Annotated in this window: 7 protein-coding genes; 1 reads left to right on the top strand and 6 read right to left on the bottom strand. The window is 46.3% G+C overall.

Going from position 1 to position 23,768, the window contains the following annotated elements:
- Window positions 1-52 precede the first annotated feature (52 nt).
- From F557_RS0111135 to F557_RS0111110, 6 genes are all read right to left on the bottom strand, one after another.
- Window positions 53-2,230 carry a UvrD-helicase domain-containing protein gene (locus F557_RS0111135; RefSeq protein WP_019002302.1) on the bottom strand — a complete coding sequence of 726 codons (2,178 nt, stop codon included), beginning with the start codon at window positions 2,228-2,230 and terminating at the stop codon, window positions 53-55.
- 26 nt (window positions 2,231-2,256) lie between these two features.
- Window positions 2,257-10,158: a Zn-binding domain-containing protein gene (locus tag F557_RS0111130; protein WP_019002301.1), complete on the bottom strand. Its 7,902-nt coding sequence runs from the start codon at window positions 10,156-10,158 to the stop codon at window positions 2,257-2,259.
- Window positions 10,159-10,440: 282 nt separating this feature from the next.
- The gene (locus tag F557_RS0111125) at window positions 10,441-10,824 is read right to left on the bottom strand and encodes a hypothetical protein (RefSeq protein WP_019002300.1); all 384 of its coding nucleotides are present in this window, start codon (window positions 10,822-10,824) and stop codon (window positions 10,441-10,443) included.
- 18 nt (window positions 10,825-10,842) lie between these two features.
- The gene (locus F557_RS0111120) at window positions 10,843-15,954 is read right to left on the bottom strand and encodes an Eco57I restriction-modification methylase domain-containing protein (RefSeq protein ID WP_019002299.1); all 5,112 of its coding nucleotides are present in this window, start codon (window positions 15,952-15,954) and stop codon (window positions 10,843-10,845) included.
- A 152-nt stretch (window positions 15,955-16,106) separates the two neighbouring features.
- Window positions 16,107-19,523: a DEAD/DEAH box helicase gene (locus tag F557_RS21315; RefSeq protein ID WP_019002298.1), complete on the bottom strand. Its 3,417-nt coding sequence runs from the start codon at window positions 19,521-19,523 to the stop codon at window positions 16,107-16,109.
- A gap of 362 nt (window positions 19,524-19,885) precedes the next feature.
- The gene (locus tag F557_RS0111110) at window positions 19,886-22,585 is read right to left on the bottom strand and encodes a protein kinase domain-containing protein (RefSeq protein ID WP_019002297.1); all 2,700 of its coding nucleotides are present in this window, start codon (window positions 22,583-22,585) and stop codon (window positions 19,886-19,888) included.
- 684 nt (window positions 22,586-23,269) lie between these two features.
- On the opposite strand from F557_RS0111110, the gene F557_RS0111105 reads away from it, so the two are divergent.
- Window positions 23,270-23,761, top strand: coding sequence for a hypothetical protein (locus F557_RS0111105; RefSeq protein ID WP_019002296.1), 492 nt, complete (start codon window positions 23,270-23,272; stop codon window positions 23,759-23,761).
- Window positions 23,762-23,768 lie beyond the last annotated feature (7 nt).

Genomic DNA, 23,768 nt, shown 5'->3' with positions numbered 1-23,768 from the left:
CTCATCTCTGAAAAGCCAGACCAAACAAAGAAGGACATCCTAATAACTGCCATCAGTTTACATCAAAACCTTCATATGGATTGCTGCCATGACCTGTAATTTCAGCGAACCTGACAGCTCTGGTAAGAGCTACATAAACCAGAGAGCGAAACTTTTCCGACTCCTGCCTCTGTTCTTCAGGGCCCTGATTTTTGGAATAGCCCATCTTATTGGACGATATTCCGGAAACCAAAACCGCGCCGAATTCCAATCCCTTAACCTCATGCATGGTCTTAACATATACATGTCCCGGTTTAATACCGTTCCCCTTCTTTCTGTCATCAGGATCTACTGTAATTCCCATGTTTTCAAGCATCTCTGTGATTATCGGAACATTTTGCCTGAAAGGAGTGGTCACGCAGATAGCCCATTTGCGGTAATCGTCAGATGCCAGTAACTCCTTCATGGTTTCAACAATGTGGCTGTATTCCTGCTCCTGGGTTCTATAAAACATATACCTGGGACGATCGCCGTGCATTACAGAAAAATATCCCTTAAGGGACTCCGTACCATCATTTCCGTCATCAATCTGCAGTGTTTTGACCACCGAAACAGCTTTTTCACGTATTTCATCTGTTGTACGGTAGTTAATTTTGAGCTGCCGGGATTGTCCGCGAATATCAATGCCGCATTTGGAAAAGTTTATCCGGATACCGGAATAGATTTTCTGGTAGGGATCTCCCACCAGGAAAATATCATTCTCGCCCTGTGGCACCAATGCTCTGACAAACTTAAGTTCTACATTTCCCAAATCCTGAAATTCGTCAACTATAACATGCTGGTAAGGTTTCATACCGGAACTGCATTCTTCCAGCTTCTCTGTAACCAAAGTATAGAGTTCCAGAGGGTCTATAAAATTCCTGTTGGATTTAATCTCATTATATTTCTCAATAACCTCCCAGATTTCTGCCTTGTCGAGACGACTAATCTTTTCAGAGCCGCGCCCTGTTCTTCGCGCTTTAAAATAATCCCTCTCTGATTCAATACCGTTGGCCAGAATAACCTGATCGTATTCCTCCAGAAGAAAGGATGCAGTTTTTCCAAGGCTGAACTGCACACGGCTCATGGCTTCATTCATAAGATTCTTACGTTCTTCGTTGCGATAGAGAATTACTGTATTGCGGTTAATGAGATCGTACTTCTGCCCCAAGGCTTTCAGGAGAGAATTAATGTTTTTGTTCTCGCAAAGTGATGAATGGCATCCTATTTTTCTTTTAAGAACTGATATATTGTCTGAAAGCGCATTGGTAAATGTCAGATAAAGAATTTTGGTTTTATCATATTTACCTGACAGCCACTTCATTCTGTGCAGGGCCACCACGGTCTTGCCTGTACCGGCACCTCCGGTAAGTTTGAAAGGCCCTTTGAAGCTTCTGGTAACATACTTTGTCTGTGAAGGATGCAGAAAAGCTGTCCATTTATCAAAATTCTCAGCATCACTGGAACTGAAAAAAGCGCTGATAACAGGATCATCACAGCTGCAAATATGACGTCTTGCCTGAGGATTCCCGCTGATCTGATTGTTGATGTCCGTATCTTTTACAAGAGACTGCCGAATCTCGAAAATTATGTTCTCCGCCGTGTCCGATCCGGTAATAATATCCCGGAGACGTTCAAACACGCCATCTGCAAAAACATCTTCGTACTTCTGAAGCTCTGTGAGAGATACAAAACTCCGTACCAGATCAAACTGATCCCCTGGAACCCCCAGTCTGGAAAGATCTTCATCCGAAAGATTTCTGAGCAGATCTGATTTACATTCTTCTTCTGCCCTTGCGAAAACAGCTTCCGAATCCGGTTCTGGTTCCGGAGCTGCTTTCTGATGTTTCTGTGCAATCCCGGCCAGCTTGAAGGTCTTGGAGATCTGAAGCTCCTGAATATCGGAATTCCAGATGATCCTGTATCCGGTACGCCATTTTCTGACATCATCAGATGAACCGATGTAAATAAGAATAAAAGCACAGGAGATTTTTCCGGCCAGAAATTCATAGGAGAGATTATCTCCGGCCGGCATAGTGTAAAGCTCAATTCCAGCAGCATTGTCATCACTGCTGCGATATTTTTGAAGCTCTTTGTCCTCAATATTTCTGAGGGTGTTACAAATTCCGGCAAAGCTCCCCCGTATCCTGCTGGGACAGTTTTTCAGGGCATCACTGAACGTATCTGTTAAATTTACACTGTATTCTGACATAGCATCATCTCCTTACATATCCCGGATCACTCCTGCTCCATGCAGCAGGGAATATCACCAAGCCTGAAGTCTTTTGAAAACACCACTCTCCCTCCGGCTTCCTTAATTCTTTCATATTCGGCTACATCCCCATTGCCAAGCACCACGAGATACCCCTTTTCTGCAAAATAAAGATCATCATCCTCCCCCGGTTCCACTACAAGTTTAAGAGGATCGGAAATAAAGGCAGCAAAATGATCATCGTCGTCATAACAGTCCTCACCGAAAACAAAATCTGCCCCCAGAAGACCGGATCTGCCGAGTAGCTTCATTGCCTCTGAAATCTCGGGGTAGAATCTACCAAGCTCTTTCTCTGAAAATTCCCTTGCCTTAAGCTCGAAACCATCGGGAAGCTTTAAGTCCTTAAGCGCCTCTTCATAGCTGATGTCACCTGGCTTCTCTGACAAATCAGGCGCCTCTGACGCATTACCGGAAACTTGCTCCGGAACGCTGTCGGAAATAACGGCAGCAGATTGAACGGCATTCTGAGGATCTTGTGGCAGCCAAATAAGATCCTCCTGTCTGGTAATTTCCGCATAACGCGGAAGCAAGGCCAGCAGGTTGTAGGCATGCCAGAAATTCCGCCATTCCTGTTTATCAAGATCCCTGCTTCTCTGATTAATGTTTCCGCCATCGGCATTCTGAAATCCCGGTAGCCCTATCCGGAAATGCACCGATCCTCTGAGTTCCCCTTTATCTGACAGGGAAAAGTAAATACGGGGGATATTTCCGCCCTTATCGTGAAAAGGATCCCTTCCGGCCAGATATATATCACCTGTTTTTCCAGCCTTCATCTCTCTCATCAGGGTCGCACAAGCCTCGGAAACATCATTGAGATTATCAGTAAAAGGAAGATTAAGAATGCTATCGGCCAAAACAGCAGCTCTGGGGTTCGGTATCAGAGCCACTGCCGTAAAACCGAAGAACACTTTCCGTAAATAATCAGGATTCGGGTGCAGCAGGATAAAGAGAAGCTGATTTAAAGCATCCTTTCCGAAAGGATCCTTACTCCGAGAAAAGGATGATCTTTTTTCCTTAAGATCCCGGGCGGCAGCTACATACTCCTTAAGTCTGACACCGATAGCCTTCTGTAATACGGAATTCTCCTCTCCTCTGATATAGTCTTCAAAAATGCTGTCACAGCTGCATATGGACTCTCTGTCATCTCCTGACATTTCATTTTTCTGATATTTTGCAATATCATCCCAGGTAAGGGTCCAGGTAATATACTGGCTAGCCCTCCCGGAGTTTCCTTTTCTGAGCTCCTCTCTGATTTCCAGATCCCGGAAAAACCGCGGCTCTTCTCCGGAAATGCTGCAGCCGTGATACCGGTAGCCGTCAAGATAGAGAAGAATTTTAGCGGGAACGAAGGAGTTCTCCGTATTGTTCTGATCCTCATCCCGGACATCATATTTCTGCATAATGATCCCGGAACCATCTTCCTCATAACAGCTTACTTCATAGCTCCTGAGTTCAAACAGGTAATCCGGCACCGTATATGGTATCCGGCGAATCTCCTGAGTGCAGATATCTGCCTGAGAAATGATGCGGTATTCAAATTTAAGCCCCCTCTTTTTTCGATCAGGGAGAGCCTCTATCCGGGATCCCTTCCACTGCCATACAGAGCCGTCTTCATCATCCAATGCGCTGAAGGTGTCTCCGCATCCCCCGGCGTAATCCTCCAGAAGATTAATGAAATCACCTTCCAGCATGCTTTCATCAGGTTCTTCCCCCTGTCTCAGACTTGCCAGATCATCATGATATTCCTGGAACCCCTGCACGGCACTCTCAGTTCTCTTCAGAAGACTTTCCACATACTTGAGCGTGCGGGATTTTTTAAGCTGATTTCTGTCCTGTCCGTAAAAATTCACGCAGTTGTAGCAGCCGTCAGAGCTGCAGCGGCAGGCGGAAATCGCCTGGTATCCGGCCTGGAACACGTCCTGAAATACCAGTCTGTTTTCCGCCTCATCACTCTTTTCCATAAGCTTTTTAAGATATCCGGTACCTCCGGGGACTCTGTCATAAATCACCAGATATTCGTCAAAGTTGGCGGTTCTATGGTTGTATTCGTTATAGAACTCAAAATCCAGATGATCCGGAGAACCTCCATAATAGGACTTAATACCCTGTCGGAGTACAGCACGGATCATCTCCCCCTTCTCAGTGCCGCTGTTGCCATTACCGGATGACAGGTTGTGATAGGACGGGAGAAGGATGCGGAGAGCTTCGGTGGAAAATTCCCTCATAAGCCAGGTTTCTGCAAAAAGACGCTGACCGGTACCGGGTATCTCGTCGCAAAGACTAGTGAGCTTCTGATATCTGCAAAACCGGAAATGAGGATCCTCCGGTTTTACCTGACTCTTGGACTGCTCTCTTTCGTACCTCTGGCTGCTCTCGTCGAAATCTCCGCGATGCATTTCATAATAGTCCCGGAGAGAAGTGATCTTGCCGCAGGAGGTACACACCACAAACCCGTGCTTCCTAACCTTTCTGCCATTGACCGTAGGAGACTCCCTGTCAGATTCCCGGTTATTGCCGTAATTAACCACAGTAATGTTTACCTTGTCGCAGAATTCCACGGCAAAGGGAATTTCCCGGATCACATAGGCTGGCCCCTTTCTGTTTTCAAAGGAGAAATGATTCTGGGTTATATAGGTATCGAAATCCCGTTCTTCCCGGGCATTGTTAAGCAAACTGGCATTTTTGCGGGGCATTTCGCTTAGCATGGCCGGCATCTTCATAAAGAAATGCTGTTTAAGTCCCAATGAGCCACATTTCGGGCAGGTCTGTTTCTTCACATCCACAAAAAGGCCGTCGCATTTCCCGCAATAGTAATACCTGATAAGTCCGGAGCCCGAAATTTTTGCTGCGGATAAGCTCCTGACACTCTCGGATCTGCCGGTAGCCGAAGGATCCCCCCTGTTTCCTAAAGCTGCAGGATCCACCCCCATAACCACAAAGCGATGTCCGTTGGAATAGAAGGTATTATCAGGGGCCAAAGCTGTCAGAGCAACATTGGCAGGCTCTGTAAGCTCCACAATTTCAGAACGGAGTTTCTTGGATTTGACGGTCTTTTTCTTATTCTTCTCATCAGAGGGGCCGGTAAAATCCATAATCTGGCCGGTAAAGCTCACTCCCTTTTCCGGAAAGGCATAATTTGGGAGCTGTCCCTGATCCACCATAAACTCCAGTGGCTTCTGGTCGTTAAGGAGCCTGTTTAAGCGGATATTAACCATCCGAAGCCGTTCCCTGTATTCCTGTCTCCGATGCTTGTCAGCCTCCGGAATCGCATCAAGGATTTCGTGATAACTGCTCCTTTGTTCGTAAAGCTCCCTGATAATCTCCGCAAGACGGATAAACTCTCCTCTCAGGTTCTGAAAAATTTCTCCGCTTTTCACAAAGCGTTCCAGTTCCTGAAAAAGCTCCTGATAGCGATCAGCCTCCTTCCAGAAGGTGTCTGTAACATCTTCCACCTCTAGGCTTTCTGCACCTTCATCTCTGGAAAAGACTCCTGACATTCCCTGAATTTCCCGCTTCTCAGAGGGCTGATAGACGCTCGCAAACCTGGAGAGCAGATCCTCCCTGTGCGCTGCAACATACTTTTCAATAGCGTCCACAAACTCCGGGATGGAGCTGCCGTTAAAACCTGTTTTTCGGATACACACAGTCTTGTTTCCGGTTACAAAGCTGTCTGTCAGGGCCGAATCAAAGCAATAGGCCAGAAAATGCCGGCGGATAATGTCAAAGGATTCCAGAAAGCAGCCCGGGGTGGTTACCTGCCCCTGCATAAGATCCAGAGGCCGGTCAAAATAGTAAAGATCATAGCGGGAACCTGCTCTGGCAAAGTTCAGTACCAGAGAACTGCCCTCCTTTCTTCCGGCGCGACCGGTTCTTTGCAGATAGCTGGCAGTATTTTCCGGAAGGCCAGCCAGAATCAGGGTATTAAGATCCCCGATATCGATGCCCATTTCCAGTGTGGCAGTGGCTGAAAGCACATTGACGCTCTCTCCTCGGCCCCCCTTCCTGAAAGCCTGCTCGGTGTCCTCCCTGAGAGAACGGGTTAAAATGCCGGTATGCTCCCGGGCGGTGATTCTGGGACTGGATCGGGTACTGTAGAGATCCCGGTAATAACGATTAACCCAGGTATGCCCTGAATCCGGCCCCTGATGGCTGTCAAGGCAGTGATCCCGCAGAGGATTCCGTTCCAGCATCTGAAAGCTGTGCTGGATCATAACTGGGCAGATATGATATTCCCGGCCGGGAGCATTCCGGAGAGTATGAGATCTGTGGCCGCAGGACGGACATTCCAGGGAGACAAGTTCATCGGATATACGCACCGCTTCCAGCGGAATGTAATAAAGCTCCCCGATATCCCTGCCAGCGGCGTCGGGATTCAGTCTGACCAGAAGGCCGGATTCCTCCAGAGCCTGAAAGAGCTTCTCATAAAATTTCCTGACAATTCCTTCCTCGTCAGCAAAGGTTACCTCCTGATCCAGAAAGGCCCGGGAAAACATCTCAAAATAACGGGAGCGGCCGGTATCCGAAATTTTGATGGTTTCTACTATCTTATAGGAATCCTTGGCATCTCTGCTTTTACTGTCCTCCGACATGACTGCCGCCAGTCTCGGGATATTGAAAATGTTAAAGATGGGGGTAAGCTCCCGGAAATCTCCCGCAGGCTTTAAAGAAAACCAGCTGATATCATAAAGAGCTTTACCTCGGTAACAGCTGGTATAAGGGGTTTCGATGGCTCCCCGTTCCCTGAGACTATGCAGGAAGGAAGAAATAAAGCCATAAAGCCGCTCCTCCTTCTCATGAACTGCTTCCGGTGAATCCCCGGGGTTTATAGCGAGCTTGTCAGGAGAAATTTTGGCATAATCATAGCCGGTGATATTCACCAGGTATTTTCTGACAAGATCCTGCGCCTTCCGGAGCTTTGCAGGATCAAAATCAGCTGCCAGGGTACCCGTTACCATGAGAGAACGGCCGTCGTCACTGGCTTCGGCAAATTCATTTACACATTCCCAGATCATGCGGTTCTTAAATGCCGTTAAAAATTCCTGCCTCCTGCTTTCATCTGCTGCACCGGATTTATCACCTGCCTTATCCCCGGAAATACCAGCATCATGCCAGTAATCCTCATACCGGAAATACATCATCTCCTGAGACGGACGGAAAAAGGAAATAAAATCCCGGGACAGGGGATCCCCGTGTCCCAGCTTATCCGTAAAATAGGACACAAATCCTGAAACATAATCCCGGAGACTGATCCCGGAGGGCTGCAGTTCCGCCGGAGTCTTCCCCTTCCAGTATCTGAAATACTCGGTCATGGCATGACGGAAGGCAAAGCGGAAGCTGCGATCCTCGTAGACGCCGGCCAGAAATGCGGCGTTCTGCACGGCATTGGAAAACACCAGAAGCCGGCGATCATTCTCTTTCTGTCCCGAGGCCTCACTGGACATCACTGCATTCATAGCTACCGAAGACAGGTATGAAACATGGCCTCCTGCCAGAGATATGGAAGAGGAAGCCAGACAGAACGGACAGACCTGCCGGAATTTTACAGATTCGCCGGATTTAGACTGTGAAATAAACCGGTACTCGTATGCCGGCACCATTTTCAGCCAGTCAGCTACTTCAGTTGCACTGTCCAAAACAGAGCCAGCACCGCTGTCATCCCCTATTTTAAGATCTTCCGGAGAGAGCCGAATCTTTTTCACCGTCCCCTTCTTTTTCAGGGCCTCTCCTGCAATTACCGGCCTCCGGTATTTGGTATCCGGAAGCAGATCCCCGCTATCTGGAATACGCTCCCGAAGTCTGGTATCCTCCGGATCGTTACGGGGCACCAGGAGCCGGAGATCCGAATTATCCCCCATAAAAGCCTGACCGACTGCAGAGAAGGAATGCTCATAAGAATCCCCTCTTTGATTCAGGAGAGCTACCCAGCCGCTTCCGCCACACTTTCTGCAGCTCCACATAGGAAGCACTGCTACATTTAACTCCGGTCTCCGGGACTGCTTGGTAAACACAAATGACGGATTCCGTGCTACCACCCGAGCCAAAGAAGTAAGCTCCCGCACCCACATGGTAATGCGCATATACAGAAAGGGCTTCTGAAAATCCGCTGTGGAATCCTCGGCATCGGAGCCGGAAATAAGATCCAGAAGCTGCCTTAAAATGCGTTTTGCAGCTTCTTTTCTTATTCTGGCAGTCACGCCGTTTTCTGCCGTGTGGCTGTCTTCAGCAGAACTGTCTTCAGCAGCCAAAGAGAGTTTACCCGCAAAGCTGCCAGAAGCCTTGAAGTCATTAAAAAGCTTTTCGAATTCCGGATCATTTTCCACATAAGAAAGTAGCGCCGTATCCGGAATATTGCCCAAAGTAACAGCTGAAATAATGTCCCGGAAAGCCTTCTGTTTCTGGAGTCCCCGGACGCACCGTCCCCGGAATATCCGCCGGGACACAATATCCCGGGAAATATCCAGACGATCCGTCAGGGAAAGCAACCCCGGTGATTCTTCCGAGAGCGGATTCTCCTGGTTATTTTGAGCCTTTTGATTCCTTTCAGCGGCTATACTTTCCGGAAGCTTTTCCAGCGGTATGGGAAATTCCTTGTCGTATGCGGGAAACCAGACCCGGGAAATCCGATCGAGGCAGATCTCCTCCGCAAAAATAATTTCGGAGGCGCTGAGATCCTGTACCGCCTTGAGAGAAAGATCCTCGCGCATCACCTGAGCTATATCCGGGAGACCTCCTGAGATCTCATTTCCTTCCCTGAGAAATTCATTAAGGGAGAGGCGAGTCTCCTTTATGACAGCCTCATCCGTGATGTCCCCCCCGAAGATTTTAGAGGCATACTCGGCAATGCTGCTGCCGCCAATGGTTGCGGAGGTGCCCACCGGACACAGTTCCTCTGACGTCAGCCTGAGCTTTAAGCGGAGTCTCCGGAGAAGATTGGCCACATCTGATCCCTGAGCACCGTCATAGGTATGAATTTCATCAAGAACAATAAATCTGAGACAGGGATGAAATTTCTGGCCCGGCTGAACTTCATCAGGATCCGGAATATTTCCGGTCCAGAGATTATGAAACTCCTCCAGCATAAGGGCTCTGTCCAGCATTTTGAAGTTGGTGAGAATGATGTCCGGAACTTCCCTGATAATGGTCTCACGATCCTCAATTATGTGATCCTCTCCCATGGTCGTCGGGAGCCGGAGATGTTCACGGGAAACCTGCCGGGAAGCGCTTTTTCCTCCTAGGGATCCCTTTTTGCCGTTTTTTTCCGGCTGGTGCTGCCCGATAAGAAGTCCGGCGGTAACCAGGGGCTTTCCGTCGCTGCCCAGGGGAAGTCTCGCAATCTCCTGGGCCAGTCTTTTGGCCTGATCCGTTGCCAGAGCATTCATGGGGTACATGATAATAACCTTAACCCCTGGTTTCCGGTAGTATTGTCCGGCGCTATTATTATTGCTTTCGACCTTGCTATTACCCTGCCCTTGGTTCATGCGAAGGCAGTAATCCAGTACTGGGAACAGGAAGCTTTCAGTTTTTCCGGAGCCAGTACCCGTGGTCATAATGACGGGTTCCGGAATTCTGGGAATATTTCTCAGGTAATCCCAGGTGGCCAGTCTTTTAAAGGCCCTCATCTGGTGAGTGAAGGGAGTGAATTTCGGCCTTACCGCGAGATAGTCTGAAAGAGCTTCGGTTTCAGCTGGATCCGTAGCTTTAAATGGCAGGCTGGCGGAAACAAAAGGCCCTCTGAAAATGCCCTTTTCAGGATCCTGGAGAAATGACTGAAATTCCTTCATGACAGCAGGATCTGATAGAGGATACTGGCTGACAATATATCCCATAAGAGCTTCACGAACTTCCAAGGCTTCTTCGTACGGCAGCATAAAATCACCCAAACTCTGAACAACGCTTCCGAACTCTGCAATAATCCCCGAAGTCCGGATTTAACATGAAATAAAGTATATCCTGCCGGAATAAAGTTTATCCATGATAAAACCAGTGGGGGACTTTAATATGCGAACAGGCTCATAGATTACGCCTTGTTTTTTGAAAAACATGGGTGAAGCACGTGAAGCGGAAAGGACTGGACTGAGTTTCGTTTTCCTACGGCAGACAATCCTCTGTGCTGTGAGCATAGTGCTTCTGGATACTCCTCATCAGGTAAATCAGTTAATGAATTTTGCCATGATTTCAAAACCTTGTTCTTTCGCATAACTTAAGTATTTGATGAGAGATTCCAGCATTTCCGCTGTTTCTTCATAACTAAATGACTGGTTAACGTAGTATGCAAGATCACTCAGGTATTCAGCCGCATCTATTTCAGTGTCTTCACCGCCATCTGCCCAAATACCCTTCAGTTCGTGATAATCCCTGGTTAACCCTTTCCAGCCATTGCCTGACATATCCGGATTTTCAAGCAAATCTGAAATTAAACCCTCCCAGATTTTTAAAAATGGTTCATTGGAATCCTTGATTTTGAAAATTACAAACGGCTCGTTGTCGTAACCTTCAACGAAATTCACTTTGGTATTAAGCTTTCCAATATCCATGATCTCACTGCCACGGTGCTATTTTCCAAGCACCTTCTCAAAATGCTTCCAGGCGGTTTCGTAATCCTTGATGCGGTCGCACTTGTTGAAGGGAGCGTAATAGGTTATTTTCCGGCCCAAATAGAGCTGATTTTTGGTGACGGTGTAGACAAATTCGGTTTCGCCGTTGGCAGCCCGCTTCTGATACTCCTCAAAAAGAGCCCGCTCTACTCCCACGTCGCTCTGGGCTATGGTGAAAACAATCCGCCCCTTGCGGTCATACCAGGTATCGGCTTCATTCTGCTGGAGCACCCGGAATTTACTCCGGTACATAAAGCATAGCTCATCCAGAGTAAAGCCCATGGCCATACCCACCAGGACATCAATTTCCACCAAAGCCTGTCTTCTTTCGAAATCGTTACGAAGAGGTATAGCCGAAGTCCATTCTCTGGTGAGGCTGAAAAAAGGTTTAAGCCGTTCATCCGAAATGCTCCAGGAGTCTTCAATGAAGGATTCATCAAAGTTTCGTTCCCAGAGATCACGGTAATAAACAGTGAGACAGTTCAGGAGGAGTACTCTGGAAAAAATATTCTGCTTGAAAGAAGATAATAAGAATAATGGAGATTGCAGGATAGTACTTATCTGATAATTTTTACTTCCTTTACTTTTGATAAAATAATCATACAGTACAGACATCATTTCCGCTGCTACCATTATTGTATCTCGTTCATCCTTGAAGAATATGGACTTTAATCCATTTACATGACTCACTGAAGGAGATGTAATAGAGATATGTACCGTTCTAGAACTATCAAGATCTAACATAGCTCTTACTGAAATCTTATAATGTTTTAAAAGCTCTTCATTCTGCAGTTCTTTAATCTCTTCCTTATTATCTTGTGTAAGCTCCGGATAATCCTTTAAATACATCTCTGTGTCAGCAAATTCTGAAAGTTTTCGGAATTCTGGAATAGGTAGTGCCGGTGAAAGTGTGGTTCTGGGAAGATAATCTTCAGTAATAACTGTTAAATCGATAGCATCCAAATCTGAATTCTTAACACAAGGATTCCGCGGACATTGAAATAAAGGATTACCTACAGTAATCAAAGGCCCTGTCAGAATCAGTTCTATAGGTGCTTCTGGTTGGCGGTTTTCGTATTTTATAGAACCTTTTTGAACTCCAGTGGTATTATTAAATAAGATTGATACTACCGGCTTTAAATCTCCTATTCTCTCCTTTATTTCCGTAAATTTTTTAATAACATCCAATGTTTGCTGGTCAGGAAGGGCCACAAATACTGGTGAATCAGGATTGGAATCAGGTTCAAAAGCATCCCTGATTGCCTGTATTTCCGAAGTTCCGAAATGAACTAGACGGTCATGTTCCGGCGTCCCTTTTCGGAATATCAAGTCTAATTCCTCCGGAAAATAAAGCCCTGCTACCTCAGTTATGGAAATATTGTCAGCATTGCCCCGATAGACATTAGCACTAAAAATTGCGTTATGATCAACCTCAGGAAAGATTAGCCGTTCATTGGCATACCGAAAATGATATTTAAGGTGCGGATAGAGAAGCCTTCTAAAATCACCGCCCCTAGCATCGGTAAAGACAGATACCGGATGTATCATCCCCATAAAACCTCGGAAACTCAACATTTTAAGGGATCGGGACAGAATAATACGGTAAAGGTCGTTACCGTGAACCTCCGGGTTGTTGATGTTGGTAAAGGCGGTTTCCCGAGAGTTTTCCAGAAGCTCTCTTTCGTAAAAATGGTTAAAAGCCGGATCCTCTTTTACCTTTTCCGTAGCTTCTTTAAGAGCATCCGGCGCCTTGATGCGCTTAACATCCGCAGAGGGATCCCTTTCCGATAGGATGCTTATGACGTCAAATGAGGGTACCACCCAGGGAGGATTTCCGGCAATTATGTCAAAGCCGCCCCGCTCCCAGAATACCTCCAGGAATTCCAGTTCCTGATGGCAGAATTTCTTGCGAGAAGATACCTCCTTGACGATGCGGATACGGGGGCTCTCCCAAAAATCCCTGTCCAGCTTTTCTTCAAATTCATCTGAAAGCTTTTTAAGGTCTTCAAAGCTCATATGCGGCTTATAATCCTGAAACTCTTCCGTGGTCTCAACAGTACCTGCTAATAAGCCCCACTCATCTGAGGTTTGTGAACTCTCACTCTTTTTGACAGTCATCATGTCATCCATGGCGAGAATTGCTTCAAGATCACTCCAGAACTGGTCGCGATCCGGAAGTTCGGCAAATTTATCCACCGGCCAGAACCAGAGAGCACACCAGTAATTCATCACCATACGTACCTGAGAGGCCGGAGAACCGTCCCGATCCAGCTTGTCTAAAAGGTCAATCTTCTGATTGAAGTTAATCCGAAAAGCTCCCTGAAGGAGATCAATGGCGCCCGACTGTTTTGCTACTTTGCTGAAATTAGGCCAGACATCACTGATAACAGCGGAAATCCCAGTAAGCTCGGATTGATACTGGTAATAAAGCTTAAGCTTCACATCAAAAGCTTTTGATAGTGTCTGAAGCCTGTCAATATCTTCATGCTTGAGCGGTTTAGTCCAGTCAGCGATTTTTATCTTAAGAATGTCAAGATTAGCCTTGTTTGCAGACTTCCAGGAGGTGATGTCCACAGTTTTGGCAATTTTAAGCCCCTCTCCCATTTCCGGGGTAGGAAGGAGGAAGGTATAGAAGCCGGCCTTGGGGCGTTTGAACCCCTTCGTTCTTTTGCCGTTACTGGAAACCCTACCTGCAGGAAATTCCACTCTGGGCGGGTTACGGTATTCCCACCAGTTAACAAACCCCTGCTTTTTCTCGTCGTATTTAAGCCTCTGGGTGGTGTTGTAATAGGTTAACGATGCTCCCAGCACGGCATTTCCCACACAGAGACGGTTTACAAAAAACGGCGGCTCCATGCCCCGGTGAATGGTGTTCAGCCACAGGGCCAGCTTTCCTAACTCCAGAGCATGGGGGTTCATGTCCACTCCATAAACGTTACGGGTGGCAATGAAGGCCTTGACTTTGGTGAGCTCGTTACGATACTTCTCCGGTGAGAGCTTCCTGCCGTCGGACTTGCGGGATTCATCCTTAATGGCGCAATCAAGGTAAAGCTCTGCCAGCTGATCTATCACCTCATTTTGGAACGCGGCAGCGCCCATAGCCGGCTCATATATTTTGAGATCCAGAATCTCCCGATAGTCCATTTCCCCCTTGTCCAAACGCTCCCGGATTCCCTGCAAAGTGTATTTGACTGTGCTTCTGGTAAGGGATACCGGAGTGTAGAAGGAGGCGGAACGACTGCGATCCAGGGTACTCAGCCAGTAGACAAAGGAACCTTTGCTGACAATCAGAGGACGGTTTGGATCTTCGGGATCATGAACCACTTCGTTCTTAAAATCATAACGGCCCAGATTGTCATAGTCATCCAGAAGATAGAGATCGGGATTAGTCTCCTTGCTGTTGTGAACCTGAATGAGATCCTGTTCGGCGTAGTAACAGCGGTAGGACATCAGGTTTTCATAAACGGCGCCCAGCTGGTTAACCCCCAGAGCGGCGTAGTTGATAAGTCCGGTTCGAATACGGCCGTTTTTGCTCTTTCTCCGGGTTACGGAAAGATTCTTCAGGATTTTCTGCCATTCGGAGTTCCGGATCCGGAGCTCCTTAAAATAGGTAAGCCCCGCATCTGAAAATATCGGTGAATCAATGCGGCGCAGCCATTCTTCGGTGAGCCCGCCCTTGCCCTCCGGACGATAGCCGTTCTTTATAATAAGGTCTGAGGATCCTTTGCCGTAAAGAGCAAAGAGCTTCTTCATGGAGTTATCAAAGAAGAAGTCCTCGTTTTCACCACGGGAACGGAGCTTCCGGAGAGCCAGCACCCGAAGATGCTCCAGGGAATACCCGAGATCGTAGGCATCGTCTCTTTCCGGTGCCAGCCCCAGTTCTCCCTTGCGGGATTCCGCAAAAAAAATAAAGAGGAGCCGGTAAACATAGATAAGGCAGTCGTTCAGGACGGCAGTGTTAAAGATTTCCCGTTCCTTTCCGGTCCTGGAAAAATCCTGGCAAAAGCAGCTCTTCGGGTGTTTCCCGAAATAATAGCTGGCCTCGTTGCCCAGGATCTTAATGACATTCACAACGCCGGTTTTAAGCTCTGAGGTTACGGAATAGGCATGGCTTCTGTTGTCCTCAATGAGCCGGGCAATCATGCCGGTATCTCCCAGGAGCTCCGGAGCGGCCACAAGGAGCCAGAAGATCATGAATAAGTTCTCGGATTTCTGGGATGCTGTCATGCCGGAAATAAGTTCATCAATGTCCAGCATGAGATAGGACTGCTGATCCCAGACGTCGGTTTTTATGAGGTAGATTTTAGGTCCGGCAAGAAGAAGAATGTATTCCGGACGGAGAGACTTTTCCCCATGAGAGATTTCTGAAATCGCATCCCTGATTACCGAAGGGCTGATGTGATAACCTTCCGGTACCTTAAAGACATCTTTCCACTGTTCCCGAAAATACCGTTGCGGCAGCTTTGATTCTTCTTCAGGAGTTTTGCCGGAAATCTGCTGCTTGCAGAGACCTCCGGGAGAATATGCCCCGTTTTCGATTTCGGGCTGCATCTCCATGATCAGCATTCTCACGGAGGCGTCATTTTTATTGCGGATAATGTGCCGTACCGGAACAATGGACTTTTCCTTATCATCAGGGCCATTTAAATAGTAGATTTCACTGTAGGGAACCGGATGCCCATCATTATCTGCCTTGCCGCCAATAACCTCATACCGGTACCATAGTATATCCTCCAGCAGTTTACCGTGGAATAAGGAGGTTTCTTTTATAATGCCCTTGGCCTCAGAACGGGGATCGTGAATTTTGGCCTTGTACTCACCGTAAAGATCTCTGAGCTTGCCCATGGCACTCTTGATGCCGGCCTTTATCTCTGCGCTGTTCCCCCATGGTGTAGCAGCGGAGTCTGAAGATGCGGCAAAATCATCTTCCGAAATCTTGTTCTTTTTGCCCAGAAATGAGTTATCAAAAACCTTGCCGGCAAACGATTCATCCAGGTAATCATCCGTAAAAAAGTCGCCTTCATTCGTGATAAACCTGTAAAGAGACTGTTCCTTGCTCAGATTGTCCATTTTTAAATCCTTATCTCGCTCCCTGAAGCCTTCTGAATCACAGCTTCCGGGATTTTCTGTCTGTTGGCTGTCAGCTGTTTATCTGCCGTTATAGCTGCTGTTCCTGAAAAATCAGTGCTTCAAAGACAGCTCCTTTACCAAATTGCTCAGCATCACTTATCAAAATGAGCGGTGATATTCGAGAATACCGCCAGTACCCTTATGGCAATGTTTTCCGGGCCTGTGCTGTCGCCAATGCTTTTCAGGCTGTAAAAGCTGTCATAGCTATTCCGACAGCGTTCATATTCGGCGACAGTGTCCTTCTGGAGTTTCTCCCTTTTGGCAATTAAACCGCGGGATGCCGCAATATTGCTTTCTGACAGCATCCTCCATTTGTCCAGATGTTTAAGCTGCAGCTCCTTGGCTTTCATAAGCTGTTTTTCGGCCTGCTCCGAGCGTTCTTTGAAGTATTCCCAGACTTCAATAGAGCCGTACGCTTCTGAAAAGTTTTCCTGAATAAATGCAAGCTCGCCGGCCGCAAAATTCCTGGCCTCAAATGCCGGTTTTCTTAAGAAAGCTCCTTCCTCTTTATTCAAAAGGTCCAGAGAGTTCACAATCGCAAAATCCCCCAGTTCATCAGGCTGCTCGGGATCCTCCTTTTGAACATACCGGGATCTGGCCACATAAAATTCGTTTATCACCGGAGCTCCGGTTACGTTGGGCACCGTGCCGTGACAGAAAAACCAGACCTCGTCCTCCGGGACCTCCGGAGTGGACACAGCCAGAGCTATTTCCCGGCCGATAAGAGAATCAAAAAGAGAGATATAGTAGTTCATTACCGGATGCTGGGCGTAAAGAACATTGAGCTCCGACCACCTATGATTATCAAGAGTTGAGTTTCTGGCTTTTGCTATGGCATTCTTAAGATCGTCAATGTCTGAAGAAAACTTCATTATTCCTTCCCTGGGAACGCATTCCCCGGGCAGGAAATCAGTAACACAGTCTCTCAGGGATTCACTCTTCTGAATATCAATTCTGACAATCTTCTCCCTGTCGTAAACCGTCTTTTCTCCTTCTGCAAGGCCACCTTCATCCGGAGAATAGTTGTTAAGCTGTTCAAAAAGATCCTTGTAGAATCTGAAAGTGTTCTCGCGTTCACCGCCTTTGCTGTCATAAAAAGATAATCTGCGACTGGACTTCTGTACCTGCATAGCTTCGGAAAAAAGTCCCAAATCATCCGTCAAAGACGCTGCATCATTTCCATCTTCCCCTCCGTCTTCACCGCCACCGGCGAGCAGGAACTCAATAAAGTCATCCTTTACCTCCGTGTCTTCGGCAGGATGTTCCAGAAAACCTTCATCCTCTTCAGCCACTGCCTTAAAGGTTCTTTCCTCTTCCTTCCTGGCATCATAAAGTGACATCACGGCACTAGCCTCTCCATGGAGCGTTTTATGAACTTCGTCCTCCTTGCTGATAAGTCGGCTTATTATTCTTAAATCCGTCATCTGATCTTCATGAATGCTGAGAGGCTCTCTGTTATTCTCCTTGCTGTCATCCCTGAAATTCCGTCGTGTTTCGGTAAGACTCTCATTATCAAATTTCTGATCAGAGGTGCGGGCAATAAGGTAATAGATTTCAGGAGATTCCTTCTGACCATAACGATCAATTCTGCCGTTCCTTTGATCCAGCGTTATCAATGACCAGGGAATGTCATAGTTGAACATAATGTGGCAGAAAAAGTGCAGGTTAATGCCAACAGCTCCGGCATCAGTGGTGATGAGCATGCGGATGGAACTCTTTTCCAGACTGAAGTTCTCTACCAGACTTTGTGCTTCAGTGTCAGTCATCTTCCCGGAAAATATTTTAACTACGCGGTTCCTATTGCCCGGACTGTAAATACCGGCGGCATTACTATCGTCGTTAGAGCCTGCATTTTTACGGCCTCGGCCCTTTGTTTTTGCAGTCTTTCCGGCAATAGCTTCATCTGCGGCTGATGACACCAAAAAATTCTCCGCCTCGTGCTCCAGTCCGAAATCTGCAATAACGGCATCCCTGAGATATTTGAGAGTTTCCTCCCTTTCGGTAAACACCACGATACGCGGAGACTTGGCATCCCCTTTCCACCCAATTTTGCGTAGCTCCGCAAGGAAGCGCTGGTACCGGGTATCATTTGCTCTTCCGGATAAGGAGGCCTCGCTATCCAAAACGGATCTTAAATCTTCAAGATCACGTATCTCCTGCCTGAGATCAGGTGCGTCGCTACTACCGTAGGAGGATAGCTTGACATTAAGCCTTTTAAGACGGTTTTTAATGGTTTCGCAAGCGGCCACGGGAGAGGATAGAAATGATTTAAACAGTGTTACCGGGAAAAGCTGGGTGCTATCCCGGACCTTGCCGCTGCTGTTATCGCTCCACTCCTTAAGCACCAGGGATTTTAGCTTCTGCTGGAGCTTGAGAAATGCTATTTCATTTTGGTTGAGCCGGAACTCCAGGGGGATGATTTTTCTTTCCCGGAACTGCTCACCAGCCTCTTTGCCGACATCCTGCTTGGATCTCCTGACAAAGTATGATCTCCAGAGATCCAGAAGATCCTGATAAAACCTCTTCTGCTCTTCATCCTTGTTGTCTATCTGATAGTCCCATCCAACGGGCACCAGAGAAGGTTCCAGCATTCTCATAATTCCGGCAAAAGATTCCGGTTTTCCGTTGTGCGGGGTAGCGGAGGCAAAGATCAGGCTGTCACAGCGGTCAGACAAAAGCTTAACAAGTTCACCTCTCTGGGTGGTGGCATTGGCAGCTGTATGAATCTCGTCCACCACCACGATATCCCAATGGGTATTCTCAAGATAGTTCTTGAACTTAACATCGTTTTTCAGGGTATCAATGGAAATAATGACCCTGTCAACGTAATTGAAAGGATTGGCGCCGATGGGTACCTGCTGCCGGATACGTTCTACCCCGAGAGAATCCAGTCTGGTAAGCGGGATGGCAAAACGATTCCAGATATCCTCCTGAAACTGGGTAAGAATGGATTTCATGGTGCAAACCAGAATGCGCTGTCCCCGTCCCCGGTGAATCATTTCCGCAAGAATAATCCCGATTTCCACGGTCTTGCCAAGCCCCACCGCATCGGCTATCAGAAATCTGGGACGGGGCAGCTTCAGAATCTTATAAAAGGGTTCATACTGATAGGGAAGACAGTCAGCGGCGCAACGGTCTGCCACAAAAACCTGAGCATTGCCGCCGGAATCAGTTTCGGAGGTATTTTCAGCGGTGTTATCAGGATCATAGTCATCAAAGTAGCCATAGCTTCCTCTGACGGCATTTTCCAGAAAAACGATGGTCTTTCTGGCGTTGGCGGAATTATCCTCCACAAATACTGTGTTTTTCGGCTCTAACTTTTTAATTTCATCTGGAGATTCCAAATCAGTACGAAAAATAAAGGTATGCCCCCGTGTCAGTTCTGAAACTCCCATAGCGGTTATTCTGTAAGAGTTATCATCTCCTAGCTTTTCAGTTTTCTGAACAATAAACTCTTCGCCTCTTACAATAATATGTTCGCCAACTGACGTAGTAAATTTGTTAATCATAACGAATTCTCAAAATAAAAAATCTATCTTAATTCTGCTTAGCTATATCCAACTTCAGCAAATACAGCCTTTATAAACTCATCATTAAACCACTTTCGGAAATATCTTCTAATAAAGATAAAACTAAACATTACCCTTGTTAATTATTCATAAATACGGAATACAAATATAAAAATGTGAACAACCTCATAAATACTCCAGAATTCGATATTTGAAAATTTACGAACTTACTGGTTTTATAGGACAATGACATCGGTGTGTCCTCTCCTCTGGAATGTGGATTCTTGCGAGAGTTCCTTTACATGAGGGGCATGCCTTAGTTTTTCGCATTTGTTGTATCCGCAAGTGTTCCATACGACATGCTAAGAGAGTAGCAACCGTAAAGCCGGACGCACGGTACCGTTTTTTCGAACGGCATTATGACCAGTCAAGTTCAGTACACCGAGTGTATTCACAAAAGAAGCATCAAATTGGTTGTAGCCCGGAGATCGTAGCCACCACCAGCAAACCCCGCCAGTTCCGGAATATGCTCCACTTGTTTTCGTCAGAATCGTAGATCCGCACCTTCTTGCATAATCATAATCAAAATACTTCCGAGCTTCTGCAATACTCAGGCAAAAAACACGATCCCATGTATTATTCCCGCCTTTAGTTCCATATCGCTGGTTACTTTCATTAACGACCTCCGACAATATTATCCGTTTCTGTTCCTCTTTAGAGAATGCAGCTTTCAGGAAATCGTTATTGAGCCAATTTCTGAGATCGCATTGTTCCCATGTTATTTCTTTATACTCAGCATAATGATACTGATGGCAGTCCAGACCATATCGGCTGATAATGAAAGCCTCATTGCCATTAACCTCCAAAACAAGCCATTCAATAGGAGACGTGCTTCCTGCACTATTCTGAGGATAATTTCCAAACCTGAAATATTCACCGATTTTAAGTTTCAGTGGCTGAAGAGAAGGATACGTGATCCCTTTTACCGTAATATCTCCCTGTATTTTAGGATTAGCACTGCCATAGGAACGGAATTTACTGATAACCTGAGAAAGCCCGGATCTCCTTTCAAGTTCTGTCAGGGAGGCATTATGATAACTGACAAAGTTTCTGAAAAACTCCGGAGTATCCTTGTTCTCCTGAAAAAGCTTCTCAAGATAGTCCTTAAGATCCAGCTCCGTCGGGAATATGAACTCCGCAAATCTTATAAAACCGGATACCGTTCTTCGAAGATTCTCATGTGAGCTCGATTTCCAGATCTTTTCGGACACCTCTCTAAGAGCTGCATCATAAGTGTTAAGGATATGGTAGAGGTGGTAAGTCTTCTTTTCCCGGAAGAGCTTCCCTACATAATCATCAAAGGCCTTCGCATTTTTAAACTGAAATTCTCCATTTCCGAATATAGCTCGGTTCAGATCTTCAAGAACCAACCTTAAAGCCTGTCTGGTCTTTTCTTCCGGAATACAGGCCGCAAAGAATTCCAGATCCTGGTGATTATCCTCAATGTATTTTATGTAGCCTGAAAAACCTTTGTCAGCCTCCATTTTTCTGAGATACCCAAAGAACTCCGCAGGACAGCTGAAGGCCGTATCGCCCACTCTGATATTCCTCTTCTCTGACAATGCATAACCTAGAATCCAGGCAATCTGGAAATCCGAGTACCGATTACGGGCAATCTGTTCATCTGCTTTTGAAATAAGGTTCGAAGCAGTTACATTCTTAATGACTGATACTACATAAAAACCCAAGAAAGCTCTCTGTAAAAGCTCAAACTCTTTGCAAAACTTACTGTTTCCCGAGGCAGCATTAACAACAGCAGCCCCTCCTAGCTCTGTCAGATTCGCAAATTCAAGACCGCCACAGAAAAGTGATTTTATCTCCGGAGACAGTGTGTACATCAGTCTGTAAAAGATCTTGAAACTGAATACCGAATCTGTATTTTTCTGAAGATTATCCTCGGCTTCCCTACAAAGCTTTTCACCTACAGGATCAAAAAGACTGAAATGATGGGCTAGAATCCCCCTACCAATCTCCCGGATTCCGGCCTTGGGATTTTTTAGAAGAGCCTTAACTAATTCACCAAGGCTCTGGTATTTCACCCCGCAAAAGCTATATGGAAGGAATTTTTGACTCTGTCCAATACTGTCGTTTTCTCCCGGTATTGGCACAGCTTCTTCATTAAGCCATCTACTAACCTCATCATAGCCCCATCTTCTGTTGGGGTTATTCAATTCATTTCTATGTGATATATCCTTGTAGGTGAGCCCCAAAACCAGTTTTTTAAGGTCTTCCGGGAATCCCTCCGGAAACTCGATTTTACTGATAAAAGCCAGCTTTGCTACCTCTTCCGGAGACAGCCTAGGGTTCTGAAAAGGAGTAAATCCGGTAAAGAGTTCAAATACGGTAATGCCTAGAGCATAGTAGTCGGTTTCCCGGTGGAATATCCCCTGCAGGGCCTCCGGAGCAGCATAAAAAGGAGTCATGCCCGTCTGAGTAACCACAAAGGTATTATTCCCGGCATCGGAACTGATACCGAAATCAATAAGAACAATATGCTCCCCGGCATCATCAGGAATCAGATTAGCAGGCTTGAGATCCTTGTGCAGGATCCCGGCATCATGTACAGCTTTCAAGCCTTCGATAATAGACGGAATAATAAGCGACTTCAGTTCTTCTTCAGAAAAACGGGTACCCCCCGCCAGGAGTTCCGATAAAGCCGACATCTCATAATACGGACGCACCACATACTGATGTCCCTGATATTCGCCATATCCTTCCACCGGGGCCACAAAGGGACTGTTTACGGCTTTCAGCTTTTCCAGCACATCTGGTTTTACAGCATTTTCCCGGCGATAATATTTGAGAAGGAACTTCTTCCCTGCGAAATTTCCGCTTCCGGAGCAGAGGTAGATATCCGCCTCCCCGGAAATGATGTCCAATCTGGAATCAACATTGAATTCATCAAGAGTCAGCCCCGTTATATCCGGAAGCTTCTGAACACTGTTTACCTGAGTCTTTTTGAACTTGCTGGAAAGTGTTGCGTTGATTTTAGTTTCGACCATACATGTGCCTCATGAGAATACTGTTTCAGAGTCTGTCCCCCCCATGTCAAAACTCTTGCATGAAAAGAATTGCTTTGTTAACAAAACGTGGGGTGATAACGACAAGCCCAAAAGAAAAGGTAAAGAAAAATATAAAAACCAGCCCAATATCAAAACACAGTCTCAACTATGCTACATCACTTCACCTTGAGATGTTGTCATATCCGGGCACATTCCAGTCTTCCTCATTTTAAAAATCTTCACACCTCCCCCCCTTTGATTTGATTTCATTAAATGAGGGCACCGCAGTATTATATTGTCCACAACAGTAAAACCGTGGTCTCCGGCATAACAAGATCATTTAATTACTATCCGTCTTATTGAGGAATCCTGTTTAAACACACATCTGTTCCAGTACCTCAGACTTTGAGTTTATAGGGGCAGCCTCTTAGCTAAATCTCTTATCTTCATCACCATAGCATCCCGAAAACCTTGCTATTTCCAGTAGCACTTTTTAGCATCAGAAAATAGCTGTCATGGTAAATCACAGACATTCAGCACGTTATAACCATAAATTATACATATACGTTTACAAAGCACAAAGATATAAGATATGTTTTGATACAACTGATTCGTTATGTCAGGAAAGTGCAGTTAAACTGTTTAATTCCCCATACTGCCCGGTATTAGTAATAAGGTATTTTTATGAACAATAAGGTTTCAAAAATTTTTGCATATTTTACCTTTCTGTTTTCCGCTCAAGCTCTGGCCGCACCCAATATCTGGGACAGCGGATTTGGTCAGGGCTGGCAGGAATACAGCATTTCCAATGGGAAGGCAAGTTTCCGCATAGCCTGTAACGAAGCCTTCAGCAACACCGCAGAGCACATGATAGAGGTTATGGTTAACGGCACGGATCTTTTTGCCCAGAAGGATCATAAACTCGAAATCCTCATCAGCGGCACCGCCTACACCTTTGATAAGGGGGCAAACCAGTACGGGGTTCCCAATGTGATTACTTCCAGTCAGTCTGGTGCCGACAACTGGAAGGCTTTTATCAAAGCAGTGTCAGCGGCCGCAAAAATAGAGTTCTACTACGATGGTAAAAAGGCGGGAGAGGTGAAGCCTAAAAAAGGAAGCCTGAAAAAGCTGGAATACATTGAAGAATCCTGCAGGCCCCTGTTCGGCAGAAATTAGCAGCACG

The organism is Succinimonas amylolytica DSM 2873 (assembly GCF_000378405.1).
GTDB lineage: Bacteria > Pseudomonadota > Gammaproteobacteria > Enterobacterales > Succinivibrionaceae > Succinimonas > Succinimonas amylolytica.
The sequence above is the reverse complement of the archived record's forward strand: the minus strand, read 5'-3'. Positions and strand labels throughout refer to the sequence as shown.

Excerpts from the sequence above, each read along its gene's own strand:
- F557_RS0111135 (WP_019002302.1), bottom strand. The coding sequence starts at position 2,230 with ATGTCAGAATACAGTGTAAATTTAACAGATACGTTCAGTGATGCCCTG.
- F557_RS0111130 (WP_019002301.1), bottom strand. The coding sequence starts at position 10,158 with ATGCTGCCGTACGAAGAAGCCTTGGAAGTTCGTGAAGCTCTTATGGGA.
- F557_RS0111125 (WP_019002300.1), bottom strand. The coding sequence starts at position 10,824 with ATGGATATTGGAAAGCTTAATACCAAAGTGAATTTCGTTGAAGGTTAC.
- F557_RS0111120 (WP_019002299.1), bottom strand. The coding sequence starts at position 15,954 with ATGGACAATCTGAGCAAGGAACAGTCTCTTTACAGGTTTATCACGAAT.
- F557_RS21315 (WP_019002298.1), bottom strand. The coding sequence starts at position 19,523 with ATGATTAACAAATTTACTACGTCAGTTGGCGAACATATTATTGTAAGA.
- F557_RS0111110 (WP_019002297.1), bottom strand. The coding sequence starts at position 22,585 with ATGGTCGAAACTAAAATCAACGCAACACTTTCCAGCAAGTTCAAAAAG.
- F557_RS0111105 (WP_019002296.1), top strand. The coding sequence starts at position 23,270 with ATGAACAATAAGGTTTCAAAAATTTTTGCATATTTTACCTTTCTGTTT.